This window comes from Aureispira anguillae, assembly GCF_026000115.1.
GTDB lineage: Bacteria > Bacteroidota > Bacteroidia > Chitinophagales > Saprospiraceae > Aureispira > Aureispira anguillae.
The window spans coordinates 308,420-327,345 of the sequence record NZ_AP026867.1; the positions used below are offsets into that span (position 1 = coordinate 308,420).

The 18,926-nt window shown below is 30.8% G+C and carries 8 protein-coding genes; 1 reads left to right on the plus strand and 7 read right to left on the minus strand.

Annotation, left to right across the window (positions count from 1 at the left end):
* Positions 1 to 3: 3 nt before the first annotated feature.
* The 7 genes from AsAng_RS01215 to AsAng_RS01245 all read right to left on the minus strand — a co-directional run bounded on the left by AsAng_RS01215 (position 4) and on the right by AsAng_RS01245 (position 13,887).
* Positions 4 to 5,940: a DEAD/DEAH box helicase gene (locus AsAng_RS01215; protein WP_264790943.1), complete on the minus strand. Its 5,937-nt coding sequence runs from the start codon at positions 5,938 to 5,940 to the stop codon at positions 4 to 6.
* Positions 5,937 to 9,041: a hypothetical protein gene (locus AsAng_RS01220; protein ID WP_264790944.1), complete on the minus strand. Its 3,105-nt coding sequence runs from the start codon at positions 9,039 to 9,041 to the stop codon at positions 5,937 to 5,939. The genes AsAng_RS01215 and AsAng_RS01220 overlap by 4 nt, the downstream gene beginning before the upstream one ends.
* The gene (locus tag AsAng_RS01225; RefSeq protein ID WP_264790945.1) at positions 9,031 to 10,590 is read right to left on the minus strand and encodes a DNA cytosine methyltransferase; all 1,560 of its coding nucleotides are present in this window, start codon (positions 10,588 to 10,590) and stop codon (positions 9,031 to 9,033) included. Before AsAng_RS01225 ends, AsAng_RS01220 begins: the two co-directional genes overlap by 11 nt.
* A 548-nt stretch (positions 10,591 to 11,138) precedes the next feature.
* A complete protein-coding gene (locus AsAng_RS01230) occupies positions 11,139 to 11,933 on the minus strand; it encodes a hypothetical protein (RefSeq protein WP_264790946.1) in 795 nt (264 codons plus the stop codon).
* A gap of 33 nt (positions 11,934 to 11,966) precedes the next feature.
* The gene (locus AsAng_RS01235) at positions 11,967 to 12,605 is read right to left on the minus strand and encodes a hypothetical protein (protein ID WP_264790947.1); all 639 of its coding nucleotides are present in this window, start codon (positions 12,603 to 12,605) and stop codon (positions 11,967 to 11,969) included.
* Between the two features lie 68 nt (positions 12,606 to 12,673).
* Positions 12,674 to 13,390 (minus strand): tetratricopeptide repeat protein, encoded by a 717-nt coding sequence (locus tag AsAng_RS01240; RefSeq protein ID WP_264790948.1) that lies wholly within the window; start codon positions 13,388 to 13,390, stop codon positions 12,674 to 12,676.
* Positions 13,391 to 13,425: 35 nt separating this feature from the next.
* Complete coding sequence (locus AsAng_RS01245; protein ID WP_264790949.1) at positions 13,426 to 13,887, minus strand: hypothetical protein; 462 nt, start codon at positions 13,885 to 13,887, stop codon at positions 13,426 to 13,428.
* Positions 13,888 to 14,072: 185 nt separating this feature from the next.
* Between AsAng_RS01245 and AsAng_RS01250 the strand changes: the two genes are divergently transcribed.
* Positions 14,073 to 18,905 (plus strand): DUF3883 domain-containing protein, encoded by a 4,833-nt coding sequence (locus tag AsAng_RS01250; protein WP_264790950.1) that lies wholly within the window; start codon positions 14,073 to 14,075, stop codon positions 18,903 to 18,905.
* The last annotated feature ends 21 nt before the right edge of the window (positions 18,906 to 18,926 follow it).

Consider the following 18,926-nt stretch of genomic DNA (forward strand, 5'->3'; position numbering starts at 1 on the left):
TTATCATAGTGTTCTGAGCCATTTGAAAAATTCATGGTAAGACCAGGACATTCTCCTATATAAGTTAAAAGTATCTGCAAAGAATATTCGCTCAGATGATTCACACTCCATAATAATTTCGGAGAGAGAGTTATCTTCAGGATAATGCCCCCCAACATAATTCCAGAAAGGATGAACAACAACTATATTAATATCTCTATATTTTATAAAAGGAATTCCTTTATGAACTTTCAAGTTAGTTTTGTCTGCTAATATTTGTTTGTCTATTGAGTTAGCAAAATCAATAGATAGCTGTAATGCAAATTCAGACCAATCAGCAATATCTATATACGACCAATCGTTATCTAACCCAACAATATAATTTCTATTGCTTAGAACTCTTATTAAGGAAATCCCTAGTCGCCAATCTAATATTCCATGATAATTTAGATTTCTATAATTTTGTAAATCTTTATAACAAGAAGATTTACATTGTTTTGCATGTTGTTCGTTTATAAAGCTTTTTGCAAACCGATGCTCTTCTTTGGGATTTAGACACATATCAAAAAAGAATTCTAAATTGTCAAATAAATACTCCACAAATCCAGAGCCATTTGGCAACTCATCCGAAAGAATTATTTTTCCTACACTTCTCTCTGTCTCATCTTCAAGAACATGTTCAGTTATTGCTGCAAGTTCAATTTCTTCTGGAGATACATCTCTATCATCAGCAAGACATCGTTGAAGCAAAAATGCAGCAGAATGATATGCTCCTTTTGCACTAACTTTTTTGCCAGAATTTTTTGTATGGAATGGATTGATGTCTAATTCATATCTTAGTTCAAGTGGAAATAATCTAAATATATTTGTTGTTTTTCTAGCTCCAAGAGAAATAGCAGGAAGTCCCTCTGTTTCATCTGAAGACATTATTATTGATTTTATATTAGGATTTTTAACAGCTTCATTGAATCCATATCCTAATTTAGAGTTCAAATCTAAATCAATCATTTGGTTTCTTAATGTTGCTCCTTTTTCTTCAATAGAAGTTGTTTTCAACCTAAATCCTTCATCCCCATTAGTATTTAATCTCCATGTGTAATCTGTTCCAGAAAAAGTAGCTTTAGACATACCTATTGTTTTGATTCTGTCATTTTCATTTTTTATTGATTGTGAAAATAGTAAAGGCTTTGAAGTGTTTATCTCTTGGTCAACTTCCCTATCTTGAGGTTTACCTGAGTAGTCGGTTCTAAAACCATTAGGAATAACAACAAGATGAAAAGTTTGAGAAGTATTATCTACAGGCTTACTTGGCTCCATTTCACCTGGATTATATTTTACCGTATCAATAATATTGTTTTGGGTGTTCTTAATTATCCACGTTGCATCTATGTATGCATCATCATCAAATAGCTTCGCCTCCATTGAGTTTGTAGCGAAATTGTAAGAAATTTCTGAAATACGGGGAGTTAAACCAACACTAGTATAGATTCTCTTGTCTTTTGTCTTTTGCCCCCCTGGTGCAAAATCAAAGATAGCTCTATCCAGAGGCCTATCAATTGTCTTAGCTATAAATGTTCGTGTTTGAGGATCTATCTTTTCAAAGCCAAGAATCATACTTCTAATTCCTGTAGGCATTCCTGACATTGGCAGTAAACCTAGTTCTGCCATAACTTGAGCTAAATCGCCACTATTATAATTTAATCCGATGTCCTCAAACTTATCTTTAAATTCTTGAAGTAGCCAATTTTTGAATTCAAGTGAATTATAGTTTACATATAGAATTTTATCTACAAATAAATTCTGACTTAAAGACTTAAATAAGTTAATCCAATGTTTCTCATCTTCTAACCAAGTGAAAAGATTATTTAAATTATCTTGGCTACTGAAAAAATCCTCAATCTTACCGAATTCTCCATGAACACTACCATCTAATGAATCAATAATGACTTCAGAAAAATATTTTCTAAAAATACCTTTTATAGCCATTCTATAAAGAATTTGAGGCTGAGATTGACTCAAAAATGGAACTGGAGAAAGATCACCTGTCATTCTTTCAGGATTATTAAAGAAATATTCATCATGATTTCTACCACGACAATATGTTAAAGCTATATTAAATGCTTGTCCAGCACGACCTGCCCTACCGACTCTTTGCTGATAGTTGAATCTCATAGGAGACATATTTCCTTGATAGACAGCTTGAAGTGACCCAATGTCAACACCAACTTCTAATGTTGTTGTTACACTTAAGAGATCAATTTCATCAACAATTTTATTCTTTCCTGTAATAATACCTTTGAAAAGTCTCTGTCTTTCAAGTTGATTATCAGTTTGACCTGTCAATTCCTCACATCTCATTCTAATAGAATCATCTATTTTTGCGAATTGTTGTGCATAGAAGTTTTCAAGTTTTATCTGGAGAGCTGTAGTTTGACTTGAGTTTGTTAATCTACTATTGCAACTTTTGCAAATGCCACCCGAATTGTGAAGGTGTACCGTCCTACAATCTGGACATAAATAGGCAGTATCACTATCTTCTGTAAACCGAATCCGAAGGTTTGAAAGATTAAGTTTTCCATCTCGATGCTTAAAAGTACTTGTAATATTCTCCCAAATATGATTCCCTAAATTCTCAGAATCTACCCCATTATGCTCAGCTACATTTTCAATATATCTTCTGAGAGGTGCTATTTCGGTGAACCCTCTTACAAGCTTATGATCAAATTGAGATGGGTTATATCTGAAATTATCTCCTAATATTCTACAAGAAGAGTTTAAAATATTTAGATATAGTTCACTAGTAAGACCACTTACTGGAGAAGGTATTGAAGATGTTATCATTACTTGAGCTATACCAGAAGATTCAATACTATAAAATAATCTACCAAATAAAAAACGTCCAATTTCTGAAAGTATTTGCTCCCGAACAAAGTTTATTAGAATGTCTTCTTCCCCTATGTTTTTGACAAATTCTCGATTGAAATCGGGGGTGTTAGAGTCCCAATTAAAGCAGTTTTTCCAAAACTCTGTTTTATCATAATAAGATTCTCCAGCAGTTCTGACTGTTAATCTATTGTTTGATGCACTAGGACCGGCAGGGTTTATTCCTTTCTTTACAAGACCCCATATTATGTTATCAATAAGACTTTGAATACTTAATGATTTATTGCGAACATCAGAAATAAGTCTTTTTTGTTCATTTGTTGCTGCATCTGCCTTATTTAATATTAATGATTGATATATGCTAGTGCCTGTCTTGGGATCAAGTTTCTTCTTTAATTCTATTGCCTCGGTTTCAGCTCCGGCTTCGAATTTGGAGACTAGCTGATAGGCGATTATGATATTTGCTCGTTCTTTAACTAAAAGTTCTTTTATAATTTCATTGTAATTCTCTTTTTCTATATCATTTGCAAAACGTGCTGACTCTTCTCGTGAATCAGAAAACGCAACAAGTTTTCTTGGCTTTTCTTTAGATTCAGGAATAGCCTTAAATAATTCTTTAGCTAGTACCTGATTAGTTTTTCCAAAACCAGTCCTAAAACCTCTTAGTGGTGATTTCCTATTTCTTCTTCTAGAATAGTCTGCTGCACAATTAGGGCATACTGAAGGAAGAGCTGTTCCTGTCTCTGTAGAAAGGTTACTTCCTGAATTAGGAGTATAATATAATCCAGCGACTCTATCTAAACCTGAATTGAAATATAGGTGTCCATCTTTAATTCCAAGAAAACGTTTTTGCCAAGATCCTTCACTAAGTAAGTCATTTACGATGCTACTATCTATACTTTTGGGCCAGAATACTCCATAGTCATATTCAGATCTTGATTCTACTCTAGCTGATTGCGATTTTTCTGGTATTTTTTCTATTTCTGGAGGAGTGCTAATTAATGCCCCAAGAAAAGATTCATTTACATCTGTATGGTTTGCTATTTTAGTTCCACCAATCATTGTTGTACCACAGCATTCACAGTATAAAGCTTCAAAAATTCTTTTATCGTTTTTTGCGAGAGAACTTTCTTTATAGAAATTATCAAATGGGTTTTCTTCAGCATTCAACGATACATTTGAATTATCTTTTAATGTAACCCATAACCCTTCTATATTTCTAACAAAGAAGTGAAGTCTAAATCTAGGGAGCTTGCATTTCCAATCTTTATCATTATTATAACTTGCTAACTCCTTTTTATAGACATCTAATAATCCTCTTACAATTAAGAGTCCCTTAATAGCATTTTTCAGAGTTTTATCATCATGGTTACCGAATACTTTTCTCGCAATTGATTTAAACTCAGAATTGTTATCAATTGAACTAATATTAAATGTAGGAAAAGGTCGAAACCTTAATGGAGAAGAGTCGTCATCTTTATATTCAAAAGCATAGACCATTTTAGATATTAAGCATTCGTTTTGATTAACTTCATGTAAAAATTGAAGAATATTAGTACCATTCTTAGTCTCTACTTCAGAATTTATAAACGCTGATATCTTTGTGGTAAACTCTTCCTCAGATAAATATAAGAACTCATTACTCTTAAATCCGATTCTGGAAAAGAAATCTACTTCTATTGATTCATCATTAATTCTTCTTGGGATGATATTCTTTCCTTCAATAACTTCCATGTTCTCTTCAAGACCAAAGAAACCTTTTAAAAAAGCTTGACTATATTCAAACTCTTCAGTTCCGTCTTGTCCATCTAATGAAGCTGATGAGGCGAGAAGCCTTATTTTATTAGAATTTGGATTAATCCCCAATCTTGAATAAAGTAACCGAATTAGATAGGATATTTCTGTCCCTTCTGTTCCTCTATACAAATGAAGTTCATCAATAACAATATGAAAAATACGTTCTTTACGTTCTCTATTTCTTTCTTCATCTGTCAAGTTTTCAATATCCCATTCAGTTTCTGCTTCTAACCATAGCTTAGTCTCATCAAGCATTCCAGACTCAACTTCCCTCATTAGAAGTATACTAAGCATGGAAAAGTTAGTAATGAGAATATCGGGAGGTGTTTGATGCATATCAAACCTTGACCTCATTTCTGCACCATCTAGACGTTGAAAATTTGAAGCTATTTCTACTTTATCCTTTTCATTCAGAGTAGTGTCACTTTCAAGATAATCAGTTATCTCATTAAAAGTACTTGCGATGTTGGTCAGGCTTTTATTTAACTGATTCCATTTAAAAGTGTTTCTTTCTATTCCATTATCTCCTACTTTGTGTAATTTACCAGAAACAGGAGTAGAACTATTATATCTGCCAAAGAAGAGTCTATGACCATTTAATACTTGACTGCAATATTCTCTTACTGGATTACTATCAAGTGATTGTCTTAATCTAGTCATTTGATCTTCCACTAATGCATTCATTGGATAAACAATAAGTGCTTTTATAGCATTAGGCCTACTTTCATTATTTCTTTGCAGAACCCTGTTTGATAATCTAGACTCATTATCCCCAATTAACTCAATACCTGTTCCTTTGCCTATTCCTTTTGTATGAGGACCATCAATATTTACGCCACTTGAAGTTCCTTTGTATTTTATTAAATCCTTCAGTAAGTATGCGACTAAAGGAAGTAAAAATGACTCGGTCTTACCTGAACCTGTTCCAGATGTAATAACACAGTTTTTTCCAGCAAGAGCCTCCCTCAACATTTTGTCTTGATGTGCATATAGAGGATAATCGCCTGTAAAAAGACCTCTTTTGACAAATTCTTTGAAAATTCTAACTTCCTCTTTAGAAAAACCAGATAAATCATCTACTGTAAGCTCGTCAATTTTTTTGGGGCCGGATTGGTACTCGAGCAAAAGTTCAATCCATGGTTGTCTGTAGATAGAACCATCTGTTTCTAAAAGCTCTAATCTTTTTTCTTCGAATTCCTCATATCGAGTACCAAAAGCAGTTTTAACATAAGATATATAGCCTTGTATTACTTTTTCAAATACACCTATTGGGTTTATCATAGTGTCAATATTTTTTGATTTAATTTTTCTTCGATTACTTTGATTATCTTTAAAGGAATATTTCTATATACTCTAAATGGGGTATTCTGAGTTTTTTGCATTTCAGGTATTTCTGCATTAATTAGAATTAATCCACGTTCAATCCAAAATGGTAAGCCAAGGAAAAATGGAACGAGCAAGTCATATTCGTCATTTTTTTCTATTTTTTGCTTAAATAGAATAGTTTTATTCAAATCAAGGACTGAGAAAATTCCCAAATATAACTCGTTCAATAATCTAACTTGATTATTAACCTTTATAATGTGTGTCATTGAATTATCTCTAAACCCTTCATATCGGACAACAGATAAATCAGGTAAGGTTTCAACTTCTTTTGTAGTATCTATCCATTTTAGGCTATTCGTATCAAACACTCTTTTTCTATGGTGGTCAGTACTATACTTTGGATTTTTATGAATATCTTTTAGAAATTCTTTTACGGTTCTTTGTGTATACAAACATGCTAATTGATATACTGCAAAAGTAGGATTTAGAGGGTGTTCAATATCATTAACAAAATCAATTTGCATTGTTTTTTTAAGCGAGAGAAACTTTGAAAGCTCACCATCATTATCTTGCAAAATAAATTTTGTTGGATATAAATCTTCTTTATAATTCGAATGTTTTTCTTCAATTAACTGGATGGAAATCTTTTCACACTCTTGCTTTAATTGATTAATAAAACTGGAAGTTCTATGACCACATAAGTATCCCCTTAATCCAACTGTAGTACGTACAAAAAGTATTGCTGTGGGATTAACTTTAATACACTCTCCATAATCTTGAAAATTTATATAGCCAAGATGTCTCCAATGATCCATTATTCTTTTACTATATCTTAGAGATAATTCAGAATCAAGTTCTCGTAATAATTTTGGAAAATCATAAGTAGAAACACTTTGGTTTTGTGCAATAAATTGTAATAAGATATCTCCTTGAGATAACTGCCATGTTGATGCATTTAGTAGAGCAAGAGTATTTCCTTTTTTCTTAGGATTAAAAAGGCGAAATAGATTCATGTGCCATTGATTAAACTTAGACACATCAAATTTCTTATAAAAATCACAGGGAATATCTAAAATATCATTATCTCCTCTCTTCAATTCAATACAATTTTTACCTTCTTGATCCTTTAGATATGGTAGCGAAATATTTTTGGCTTCTCCAGATAAATTGCCAAAATATAAATTGTACCTAGATTTAATTTTCCCCCCTTCTTCTTTAATTTGAAATTGCCCTTCATATTCAAAAGTGTTAGGTATACGATATAGATGATCGGAGTTTTCTATGTGAATTAGCGTACAAAGTTTTTCTTTAGTTTTGGGATTAATTGCTATTATCTGAGGAGATGAATTTGGGCCAATGTATCTAAAAATTGGATTAAACTCTTTAAATATACATTTCCTTCTATCTCCAGTAAATACCGAAATCAAATCAATCTTACCTTCAATTTTACTGTATGGATTATATATATTGTATATTTCATCAAATTGAGCTTCTTCAAGTCCACTAAATTTTAGAGCAAAATGGTTAGTGTTGAGAAGTTCATGCTCGTTACACTTAATTGTTGAAGAAATATTAATATTATCAAGAGTATCTCTATCTATTATTAGAATGAATGAGGTGTCATTACTTGGGAATTCAGCTTCTCTCCATTCATTAAATTCATGGTTCTTTGTTAACCAATAAACATTCTTATTAGTCATGTATCTTTGAGTCCCACTTTTAATCAAAAGTCCCTCTGATAAATCTACATCCAAGAACAATTTATTAGATGTATTAGTACTATCTAGAGAAATGTTGTATTCAAAATCAGCATATTCCAGAATGGTTTCCTCAAGATTTTCGCTTAAAGCTCTAAAATAAAATTCAGAAATCGGGTCATTAGGCCAACTAGGGAGTCTATCTATACATAATCGAAGAGGAATGGGAGGTGTTCTAAATTCAGCTTTTTCACTTGACAAAGTTTTCGCAGTATAGTGTTGTCTACAGTAACTATTTAGAAATTTAACAATGGAAATTTGAAGAGGACCTTCCTCCGTTAGATATTTCAAAATTAATTGCGATTTTTTTAATTTATTTGGATGTTTTCCAAAAAACGTACACCATTCAGTCTTTGAAATAACTTTCCCGACAATAAATCCATCATCAATCAATAAATCAATAATTCTAGAGAACTGACTAGAATTAAAGAGAGAATGACGCTCAATTCTTGAAACATATTTTCTATTAGAGTTATTGGGGTTATGTCTAATAAAATAACCTAAGCTTCCCTTTTTGAATTGGCAAGACCATTCTTCTAGATTTTCCCATATTGGTTCTAATTTACTTTTTGATATTCCGGAATTTATTTTTGACCATTTATCACCTAAAACCGAGTTCCCAAAATGATTGATTCGTTTATATACATTTGCAATAGTTAAATTGTCACTTTCATCTTCTGCTAAAGCATATATTATAAATATAATAAAGCCGAAATATTCTGGGATGGGTTTCCTTACCACTCTCTCTCCAAGCTTTCTAGGAAGGGAATTATTATATAGCTGTTCAAGCTTTGAAAAGAAGTTAAGAGCACCTATCTCTTTAGATATAGCATTAATAAAATCTTCAACAGAATATTGAAAATTACTTATTTCTTGAAACAGTTCATCGGAAGTTGGGAAACAACCTATTTCTTGATTAGCTAGATGTTCATTAAAAAAGTGATTTACAAGGGATTTATTCCAATCTTTATACTTAAAGACTGGTTCTTCTTGTTCAGTTTCTTTGGATGTCTTTTTTAATTCAAATTCATTCCAAACTTCTTTTGTCAGCTTATTCATGTTACCATGACTGTAAATTCCAGATCGTTCTAAATTCCTAAACATCAAAGTTTGTGCTTCTGTTGAGCGTACGGTACGACCTAAACGACTCGCCAATTTTTGTATAGCAGGATTATGTTCATGTAACCCGACTCCATTTAGTTCTTTGTAAAGCTTATATACTAGAATTATCTCATCCTTTGTCCAACGAACACCAGACTTTAGATTTTTTTCGCCCCCTTTTACTCTTTTATAAGCCATTCGTCTCAATTTTATTTAAAAGTGAATTTATATGGCTACCTATTTCATAGGCTAACTTTGGCGGAACTGCATTACCTACCTGAGTATATTGAGGTACTTCAAAGCTTCTGTTCTCACCACCTGTAGTTTCTTTTGACTTAAAGATGAACCAATCTGGAAAACTTTGAATCCTTGCCATTTCTCGGACAGTAAGAACTCGATTTTCGAATATAGAATAGTGGCAAATATCATCAGGAATAGTAAGTTGTGCAGGTGATGGCAATGTCTGTACAAGGGCCCTTTGAGAGTGTTTCTTAGTTAAAGAGACATCTCTAATGAATTTTTGAAAACTCATTAAAGAACTAAACAATGAACCAAAGTTTTTAATTGTTGATTTTAACTCATTGTATAGTTTTTTTATATCATCATTAGCAATTACTAAATTATCTTTTTTCTTTTCTAAAATAGATTCTTTTAATCCATTTGCATGGTTTAGAATCTGATAAAACAAAAATCTTTTTTTTATTTTATCTGTGTGATTTCTATAATTATGATTATGTATTTTATCAAGGGAGCTAAAATTAGATTTAAAAAGTTCGTTGATGGAGTTAACATAACTAGATTTTTTACCACACTTAACATTTATTAAATCATCAATAGCATCCTTAACAGATATCCAAGTCTCTTTATTAAAAGTAGTAGGCTTAGGTAAAATATATCCATCAAATAATTCTGTGTTTTTTTCAATATCATAGTAATCTAAGTCCATGAGATTTAATTTGTCAAAATCAGAGTGGACTTTTGAATAAAAAGATGCAACTTTTAGAAGTATCTTATTTTCAGGGTATTTTTCAAGGACTTTATAAAAAATATCTTCTCGAAAGGCAACCATTATATATCTGGGCCTATTCTGTGCAATACCATAATATTTAGAATTTAGTAGCATACACACAGGTGCAAAACCTTTCTGGGCGAAAGCTTTTGCAACTTCAAACCAGGCATAATATTTTTTCTTGCCATCACGAAATGCAGATAAAATCCCTTTAACATTTTCTAATAAAACTACTTTAGGTTTAATTATTTCACAAATTTCTGCAAAATCTAATGGTAATCTATTTTTATAGTTTTCTAATTCTCTTTTTCCTGCAAGACTAAAACTCTGACATGGAGGGCCTCCAGAAACTAAATCTAATTCTCCTTCATAAGGATTGTTAATATTGTACTCAATTAATTTATTTCTTAAATGTCTTACATCTCCAACTAATAAGCTTCCTGATAAGTCGCTTAAATCTTTTTCGAATATTAATTCACAGTTTTCATCTTCGTTATGTGATAATAAGTTTTCTCGGAGCCTTTTTTCGTAAGATTTTTTAGGATATCGTGAGTGAACCCACTTTACCTTTTCATTAGGTTTGGTTATATCTATATCTAATAGATTAGATGCAAAAGTATTACTAGCCATTGGTGAAACTTCATTAGCAAACAGTAGCTCAAAACCTGCGGCTTCCATACCTACTGCCATCCCTCCACAACCTGCAAATAATTCAATATGTTTTCTGTTTTTTGTCAATTTATTGCAATTAATTATATGTGAATAGTTTAATAACGGATTATATCATAAGAATAGCCTAATTATGTTTCCATTCTTATTTGTAAAAAATTCCTTTCTCTATTTATAGAGTTAAAAAATAAAGAAGCAAAGCATATACATTATAAGTAATTGCTATGTTATATGTACATTAATGCTATTGTCTTTAAGGAGTGATAAGTATAACGTTTACCCTCCTTCTAAATATAGTAAAAATAAAGAATAGTCGAAAAAACTAATTATCAATTTTAGTAATGCTTTGAAGTAGAAAATATAATCATATATGATTCATAAAAAGTAAAACATTCACTTTTAGATGAAAAAAATCTTGCTTGTTTTAGGATGTTATATAGATGTAGATTAGAACAGTATTCCTCTTTTAAAATCGTGTATAATTATTCCTACAAATTGAGGATTAATTTTGAGGAAATAGAAACACAAAATTATGGTTTAGCCTGAATTAGATGAGTTATAACATTTTGGAAAGGGGGGCTTCAATCTAATTATAGTTTAGGCTGTATTTGAAAGTTCTAGTAATATTCTAAATTATCAAGATCTTCTCGTGCTATTGCAACAATGTTAGATAATGTCATTTTATAGTTAACCGTATCCCAAAATGTGTTCTTTGCTTCTTTCTTCTCCATTTCAGGAATAAGATCTGCAACAACCTGATATACTTGATCTTTTACTTCTGTGACTATGTTAACGGGAAGGATACCAAGAGCATTTTCTCTGTAAACATCCATTAGACGAATAGCATAAAAAGAACAAACATCTATTATCTCACCAACATAGACTATATTAGGTCTTTTCTTACGTTCTAGACTTTGCAAATAAGCAATAACATCTTTACGAAATCCTTCAGTTAAATCATCTAGAGTATGATACTCATTTTCTGTTCTTATATATGTGGGAATTAATGGGTTCTTTTCATTTGATTTTAGATATTTGATATCACTATCCCTATCAAGTAAGTGTAATGTTATCTCATCAATACCAGCAGAAGAATGTTTTATCGTAATTCCAAAATCCTCAAAGTTATTTCCAAAAATATCTGGACCGCAACCTCGAAGTTCAGTGGAATACAATTCAGCTTTAATAACTTTCATTAATTTTGGAGCCATCTGAACATTATTCCTCCATATTGGGTGAGGTCCATCAAGATTAAAGATGGTTACAGAATATCGATTACTACTTGCGGATTCAATTTTAATCGCTCTTCTAGCTCCATTTGCATGTAGACTTGTTGTACATATTCCAGACTCATACCTTAAGTGATCATAGGAATGGAAGTAAAAATCATTAATTATTATTTTAGGTATCATTAGATAAGTTGTTTTATTATAAGGAAATTTGAACTACAATCGCTTAAATGCAGAGAGTAAGCTTTTCTCATGAAACTCATTAAATAGGCTTTCATAGCCAACAATTGGATTAATAGTTCCTTGTTGTTTTATAAGATAAGCTGCTATTGGACCATTTATATTGTAACTATCATCTAAGAAAAATTGAGGGAACCCTTCATTGGCCATCCATATCTCACACGAAAGCCCATTCGCTTTGAATACAGCATCTTCATATCTTTGAGCATGAGATACTGCTACATTAGAAAATGCTGCAATAATTGCATTTTCAATGATAGATAATTTATTTATTTCAATTTGAGGTGAAACCATCCTGGTTTTAATCAAGAAATCTAGTTCTTTTTCAAATTCATATAGGACAGTCAATTCTACTTCTTGTTTCTTCCCAATGTGGAAAAAACCTATGGGCTTAAAAAGTGTTATATAAGATTGATTATCACCAACACCTGTATATGTAGGCATTGTTACAAGAAGCTCAAAATTAATTGTATTAGCACCAGTAAGAAATAACCTATAATCCATCTCTGAATTATCTACAGGAACTATTTCTTGTTTTGATCTAAATTGCTTTGTTACATCTTGAAGGACTTTGGTGTCTAGCAACGCTGCAACCATTTCTTGTTTAGGAGTCATGTTTAAGATTTTTATGATAAAAGAATGGGGATTTTGATATTTTTATTTGTTGTTGGAAATTAGCTGAGTTACAACAAGCCCATTTGTTTTAAAGCTGAAATAGCATTCCTATTTCCCAACTGTGCAGATATTTTTAGATATTTCATTGCTTCATCTTCTTGTCCTGCTTTATTAAATATCTGAGCTAAAAGCATATATGGGTTTGAGTAGTTTTGATCATAGCTTAGTGATTTTTTACAATCCTCAAGACTTTCATTTAGGTTATTCATATTGAATAAGAGACTTCCTCTGTTTACATACATTTTCTTAAAAGTTACCCCTAATAGCACTCCCATATCCATACCTTCTTGATCGGGGTTGAGTTGACTGTTGGGATGGTTGGATTTTAAGTCAATTGCATAAGAAAAGAATTCATATCCTTTCTGGTTGTTACCTAAACTTAAGTAACAAAAGCCTATTTGATGATACAGAGCATAAACATCTATGTCACTTTCAGAATAACCTATTGCTGTTTGATAATCTTCAATAGCTTGATTATAATTTGCTGAAGTTTCATATAGGTTGGCTCTAAAAGCGTAATGTTTCCAATCGTTTATATCAGCTTTTTTAATTGTATTATTAATGTTGTTGAGAGCAGATGTAAGATTATTTGAGTTATAATCTGCAATTGCAGATTGATAATCTTTTAGGTAATTTGATTTTAATCCTTTAAATAAATTACCAAATGTTCTCTTTTTTGTGTTTTTAGGTTTCTTACACCCAAAAGCCTCTTCATATAATTCCATAAGTTTTGGTTTTATTATTTAGTATTCTTTTTATATTAAACTGAAATCATTGCATAAGTGTAAATGCTATCTTCATTCCAGGTTGATATTACAAAATCTTTAAATCCTAATGTAAAAAGAGTTGAGACTAATCGGCTAACCTTTGAATCTTGAATTATTCTACCAACCCAATTATTGATTGAGGTTAAATCATGAATTAGATTAGTTTTAATAATAAAAACCTCTTTATTGTCCCCTTCAATGGATATTTCATATAAAGTATTATCGTCAAATTCAAAGAATTTTACAATGAATTCATTAACTAAGGATTCTTTAAATCGATTGTAATAGTTTACTCTAGGATACGCTTCTGTAGATGCTTGAGCATCAATCCCAAGAAGATTTAAGGCATTAATTATACCCACTCCAGTTCCTTCAGAACCAAGTTTCCCTCTTTTAAAGTTATTAGAATACTTTTTAGCAATTAAGGCCTTTTGAATTTTCTCATCTCGATTCATAATAGTTCTTACTTTTTATTGATTGAACATTGATGCCAACGTGGATTTCAAGATAAAACAATAATTGCTAAAATCTAAATATATTGTTCTTTCAAATTTTCTATTTTCCCATCACATCTTGTATATTAGAGGTGATCCTAAAGTACCCCTTAAAAAGGGTACCATTATAATCCCCTTATACTATTATGGAAATTAATCACCTTTACCAAACTATTACTAACGAAGAGCTTAGTGAGTTCATGAAAAAGAGGAGAAAAGATTATCTTGATGATCCTCTTCTAATGATAGAAAATTATAATACAGAAATTTCAAACACTTCTGAATATTTTGGCCGTCAGTTGCTCGAAATGATTCAGAATGCGAATGATGAATGTGATACAACAAAAGCCAAAAAGGTATTGATTAAGTTAGATAAGGATAGTCTTATCATTGCTAATAATGGAAATCCTTTTTCAAGAGGAGGTGTTGAGTCTTTATTATATTCTAATCTGAGCCCCAAGGTAAAAGAAGAAAATAAGGTAGGTCAAAAAGGTCTTGGTTTTCGATCTGTATTAAATTGGTCGGAAGAAATATATATAGCAAGTTATAATCTCCATATTCGTTTTTCTAAAACTCACGCTGAAGATTTTCTAAAAGGAATGATTCGTGATAAACCTCAAATTAGAAAAACGATATCCAGTAAAACCAATGTCGAGTACCCCATTTCTATTCTAAGATGTCCTTTGGTTGAAGACAAAAAAAACTTAAAAAAATTACCTCAGTATGATACTGTAATTGAACTTAAATTAAAAGAGGATAGTTACCAAGATATTATCGATCAGATAAACAAGGAGATTATTCCTGAAATCCTTGTATTTCTTCATAAACTAGAAGAAATTGAAGTTCAAAGTCCAGAGCATAACTTTATACTTTCTAAGAAGATAGAACCAGACAAAATAATTGTAACTAAAAGTGATAGATTTTATTCACAAGAAAAATTAGAATCTTCTGTCTGGTTTCTTCTTGAGGAAAAAGGACAAATAAAAAGTGGTAACCAAACTAAGAATTATGAACTAAAGATAGCTTATAATCCTAACCAAGTGCCAAAGGTTCAGAAACTATTCTCATATTTTAGAACAGAGGTAGATTTTCCATACCCTGTCTTAGCACATGGAACGTTTGAGTTAAGTGCAAATAGAAATGTCTTAAAAGAGAATCAAGATGGCTTCAATAAACTACTGCTAGATAAGCTAGCTTCTTTGCTAGTAAAGTGTGCCTTTAAAATTACGAAAAATGGGGGATGCAATTATGCTCCTCTAAAGTTAGTTATTCCTTCAATTGGGCAGCACTCGAGTCTAAATACAGATAAATGGAACTTTCATCAGTTACTAAATAATCATATAAAAGAAATCGCTATTTTCCCAACGGTAACTGGCGTTTATATAAGACTTAGTGATGCCCCAAAGTTCTATTTAAATAACATTGAGCATTTAATTCCAAAGGATAAAATATATGAGTTTAAAAACTTATTGCAGTATATAGATGATAAAGGTATTCAAGACTATCTACAAAGATATGGTCAAGAACTTAGATATACAGATAGTGAGCTTACAAAAAAAATAAATCTATTAATCGAAACTGATTCATTAGAAACAAATCAAAGGGTAGAATGGATTTACTATTTATGTTCAAAGACTTCTAATTTTTATAGCTCTCAATTTCCTGTTTTGCCCAACTTACTACTAAATTCAGAAGGAATTCCTATTAAAACAGGAGATGAAATTATTCTTCCATCAGATGAAAAGGTTTACACCCTACCTCAAGGAGTAAATTTTCAATTTATACAAAAGAACCTGTATTTAAGATTAAAAGGGCGTTTTGACAAAGGAGGAACACGCCAAATGGTCGAAAATTTAAAATTGTATAAAGCTATTGAATATGCGGCAAATGTTGTGATTCAAAAAATAATATCTAATCTAAAAAGTACTATAGATTTAAAGGAAAAACCTATAAAAGATACAATCTCTATCCTCCACTCAACACTTTATGAAATATATAGAAACCAACCTGAAGATTATAAATTCCCTAGTACAACATCACCTTATTTAATAACTAGAGAGGGGAATTTAAAACCAGCTAATCAACTCTATTTTTGGAAAGAGTATCAAGGGGGAGAAATAATGGAAGGGTTAATGTTTGAATTAGACTTTGATGTATTTGTCGGAACTTTAAATCAAAATGGGTTAGAGAGTAAATTTAAGTCTCCCCTTGAGGCTCATTCATACTTTTCCTGGTTAGGAGTAACACATACCCCAAGAAAAGTAAATTATATAATTAGGGCACCCAAATTTAGGAATGATGATTACTTAAATTATGCAATCAGAAGTTTAAAATTTCCATATATAGTCTCCTATAATAGTGAAAACTATACTCTTCAAGATCTTTCAGACTGTAATACATTTCACGCTAATCTTCTGTGGTATGAATATTTTGATGAAATAATAAATAGTGCAGATATTGAATATATATTAGCTTGGTTAATTCATGATAGAGAACTTCATAATAGTATATCCTTTGATACAGAAAGCACTACTTCCTATTTAAAGTTTTATCCATATAAAGCTAAGTATAGCAGGGGGGTACAATATTCTGATATAAAATCCTATATACGTTACAAGTTACAATCATGTGAATTCATACCAGTTGGGAATAACAAGAAAGTGAAACCAGAGGAGTGTTTAATGGAAATAGGGAACTTAGCTCCATTAATTAATTCACCAATAATAGATTTTAATGCTGAAGTTTTTAAAAGTAACAAAATAGAGAAAAATCATATTTTATTTATTCTTAAAAGTTTAGGGATAAAAGAGGATTTAAAAGACTTGTCTTTGAATAACATATATCGTTATTTAAACCTTCACTCTAAGTGCTTTAATAAAGATAGGAGAAATATCCAAAGTTTCTACATGCTAGTTCTTGAGGCGACTAAGAATTATTTATTGGAAGATTATGAAGATTCTGAAGAACGAAAGATATACTTAGAAGAGGGGGTAATCTTAGTTTCCCAAAATGGGCTTACAGATTATGCCTCTATCAATGAGGCTACTTATGTTAATAATCCCAATTTTAGTACAGACTTACTTAACAAACTAAAAATTGCTAAACTACCATCGAGAGCAGGTAATAAGAGAATTCAAACTCTTTTCGGTATCCAACCCTTGGATTACATAAAGTTCCATGTGAATCAAGTATATAGTTCAAATCAAAAATTGAATAAAGAATTTGTAGAAGAACTAAATGATATTAAACCATTCTTATTTACATATCGATTCAATAAAGGTTTGAAGAAGACACAAATTAATGATGAGTTATCTTCTCTTAAATCACTAAAGGTTATAACATGCTATGATTTAGATGTTGTTTATAAATTAAATGATAAGGAACATCAACTAGAGTTAAAAGAGTATGAATATATTCAGGATGAATCTTCTAAAGTTTATTATATAAAAATAAATAGGAGCTACTCTAGTTATTATGATTTGAAAAAAAATTTTAGATTCAAAGAGACTGTTTCAGATATTATATGTGGTGCACTGAAAGTTAGCGAGAATAGAAAAGACTTTAAAGAATTACTTGGAGAAGAAGCTAGTACCTGGGCTCTTATTCTAACGAGGGAATTTCTCAATTATAATGAGTTAGAGAAAGAAATAGCAGAAAAATTTGATGGTGCTCTAACAAGTGAACAACGTTTCTGGAAAATAATTTTTGAAGTAACTAAGAAAGAATACAACTCTCAAGATTTGATAAGTTTTGATGCTATTTATAAAAGGTTAGAAATATCTTTGAGTAAAGATCAGTTTCTACACTTTTATAGACAGATTGATTATCAGAATTTATCTGCTTTCGAAAATATAGCACCTTTTCAATGCTTATTTAAGGCACTAAGTATTGATGTGCAAGATTTTAATTTAGCAGGTTATAAAAGCTTGAATGTTGAAGACTATTGGCGAAATCGAATGAGATCTTTCCATCAAGATTTTATATTAAGATATTCTACTTTCTTATATACTCAGGGAGATTCACATTCATTTTTAGAGAACAGGAATACCCTAAAAGAATTTAATAGATTCCAATATGAAAATTCATTCTTTTTTGATGTTGAGGAGCACCATAGGCAAGTATTATGTAATACTTTCTTAGATTTATCATATGATAAAATTCTATCTACAAAGGCAATTGATTTAGAAAGCATATTCCATGAAAATTTAACCTCTTTTAAAGCTCAACTAAAAAAGGAAGGCTACTTTGATAATAAGCTTTTTCATGAAAAGATGAGAAATAATAATTTTAAAGATGCAATATATTTCAATGAGATAATAGACTTAATAGAAGAGTTTCGGTTGTTACATAATCAGAATCAGAACGAAAGTAATGGTAGTAATGTAAATATAGGAGGAGAGCAAATTTCATTTGATGATACTAATATTGAAAGCCTGATGACCGCTATAGAGGCAAATGTTAAAACAGGAAAGATAAAAATAACGGATTATGCTCCAGAGAAAGTGGAAACTTCTGCTACTACAGGAAAAAAGACAGGAAAACAAACCTCTAACAGCAATCAAAATAAAAATAGACCAGAAGATATAGGGTTTATTGGAGAAAAGTATGCCTATGAACTACTTAAACAGAAGTATGATAAGGTTACTTGGGTTTCTGAATACGCCTTAAAGGCAGGTTGTTCATATGGAACTGATGGGTTAGGTTATGACTTTGAATGTGTACAAGGTAATGAGACAAGATTTGTAGAAGTAAAAAGTTCAGTAACATCTAGTTGTTCTTTCTATATAAGTAAGAATGAGGTTAATACAGGGCATACTCATGAAAGAATATATGATATTCTTGTAATAACAGATTTGTTATCTGATAATATAAATTGTAAGTATCTTAAAAATATATTTGAATATGAGAACAATGAAAGTTTTTTAACGAATAGTAAATTCCTTGTTGAAAATGATACTTATAGAATTAGGTTTAAGTAAGCCTTTTATGAAATTATTTAT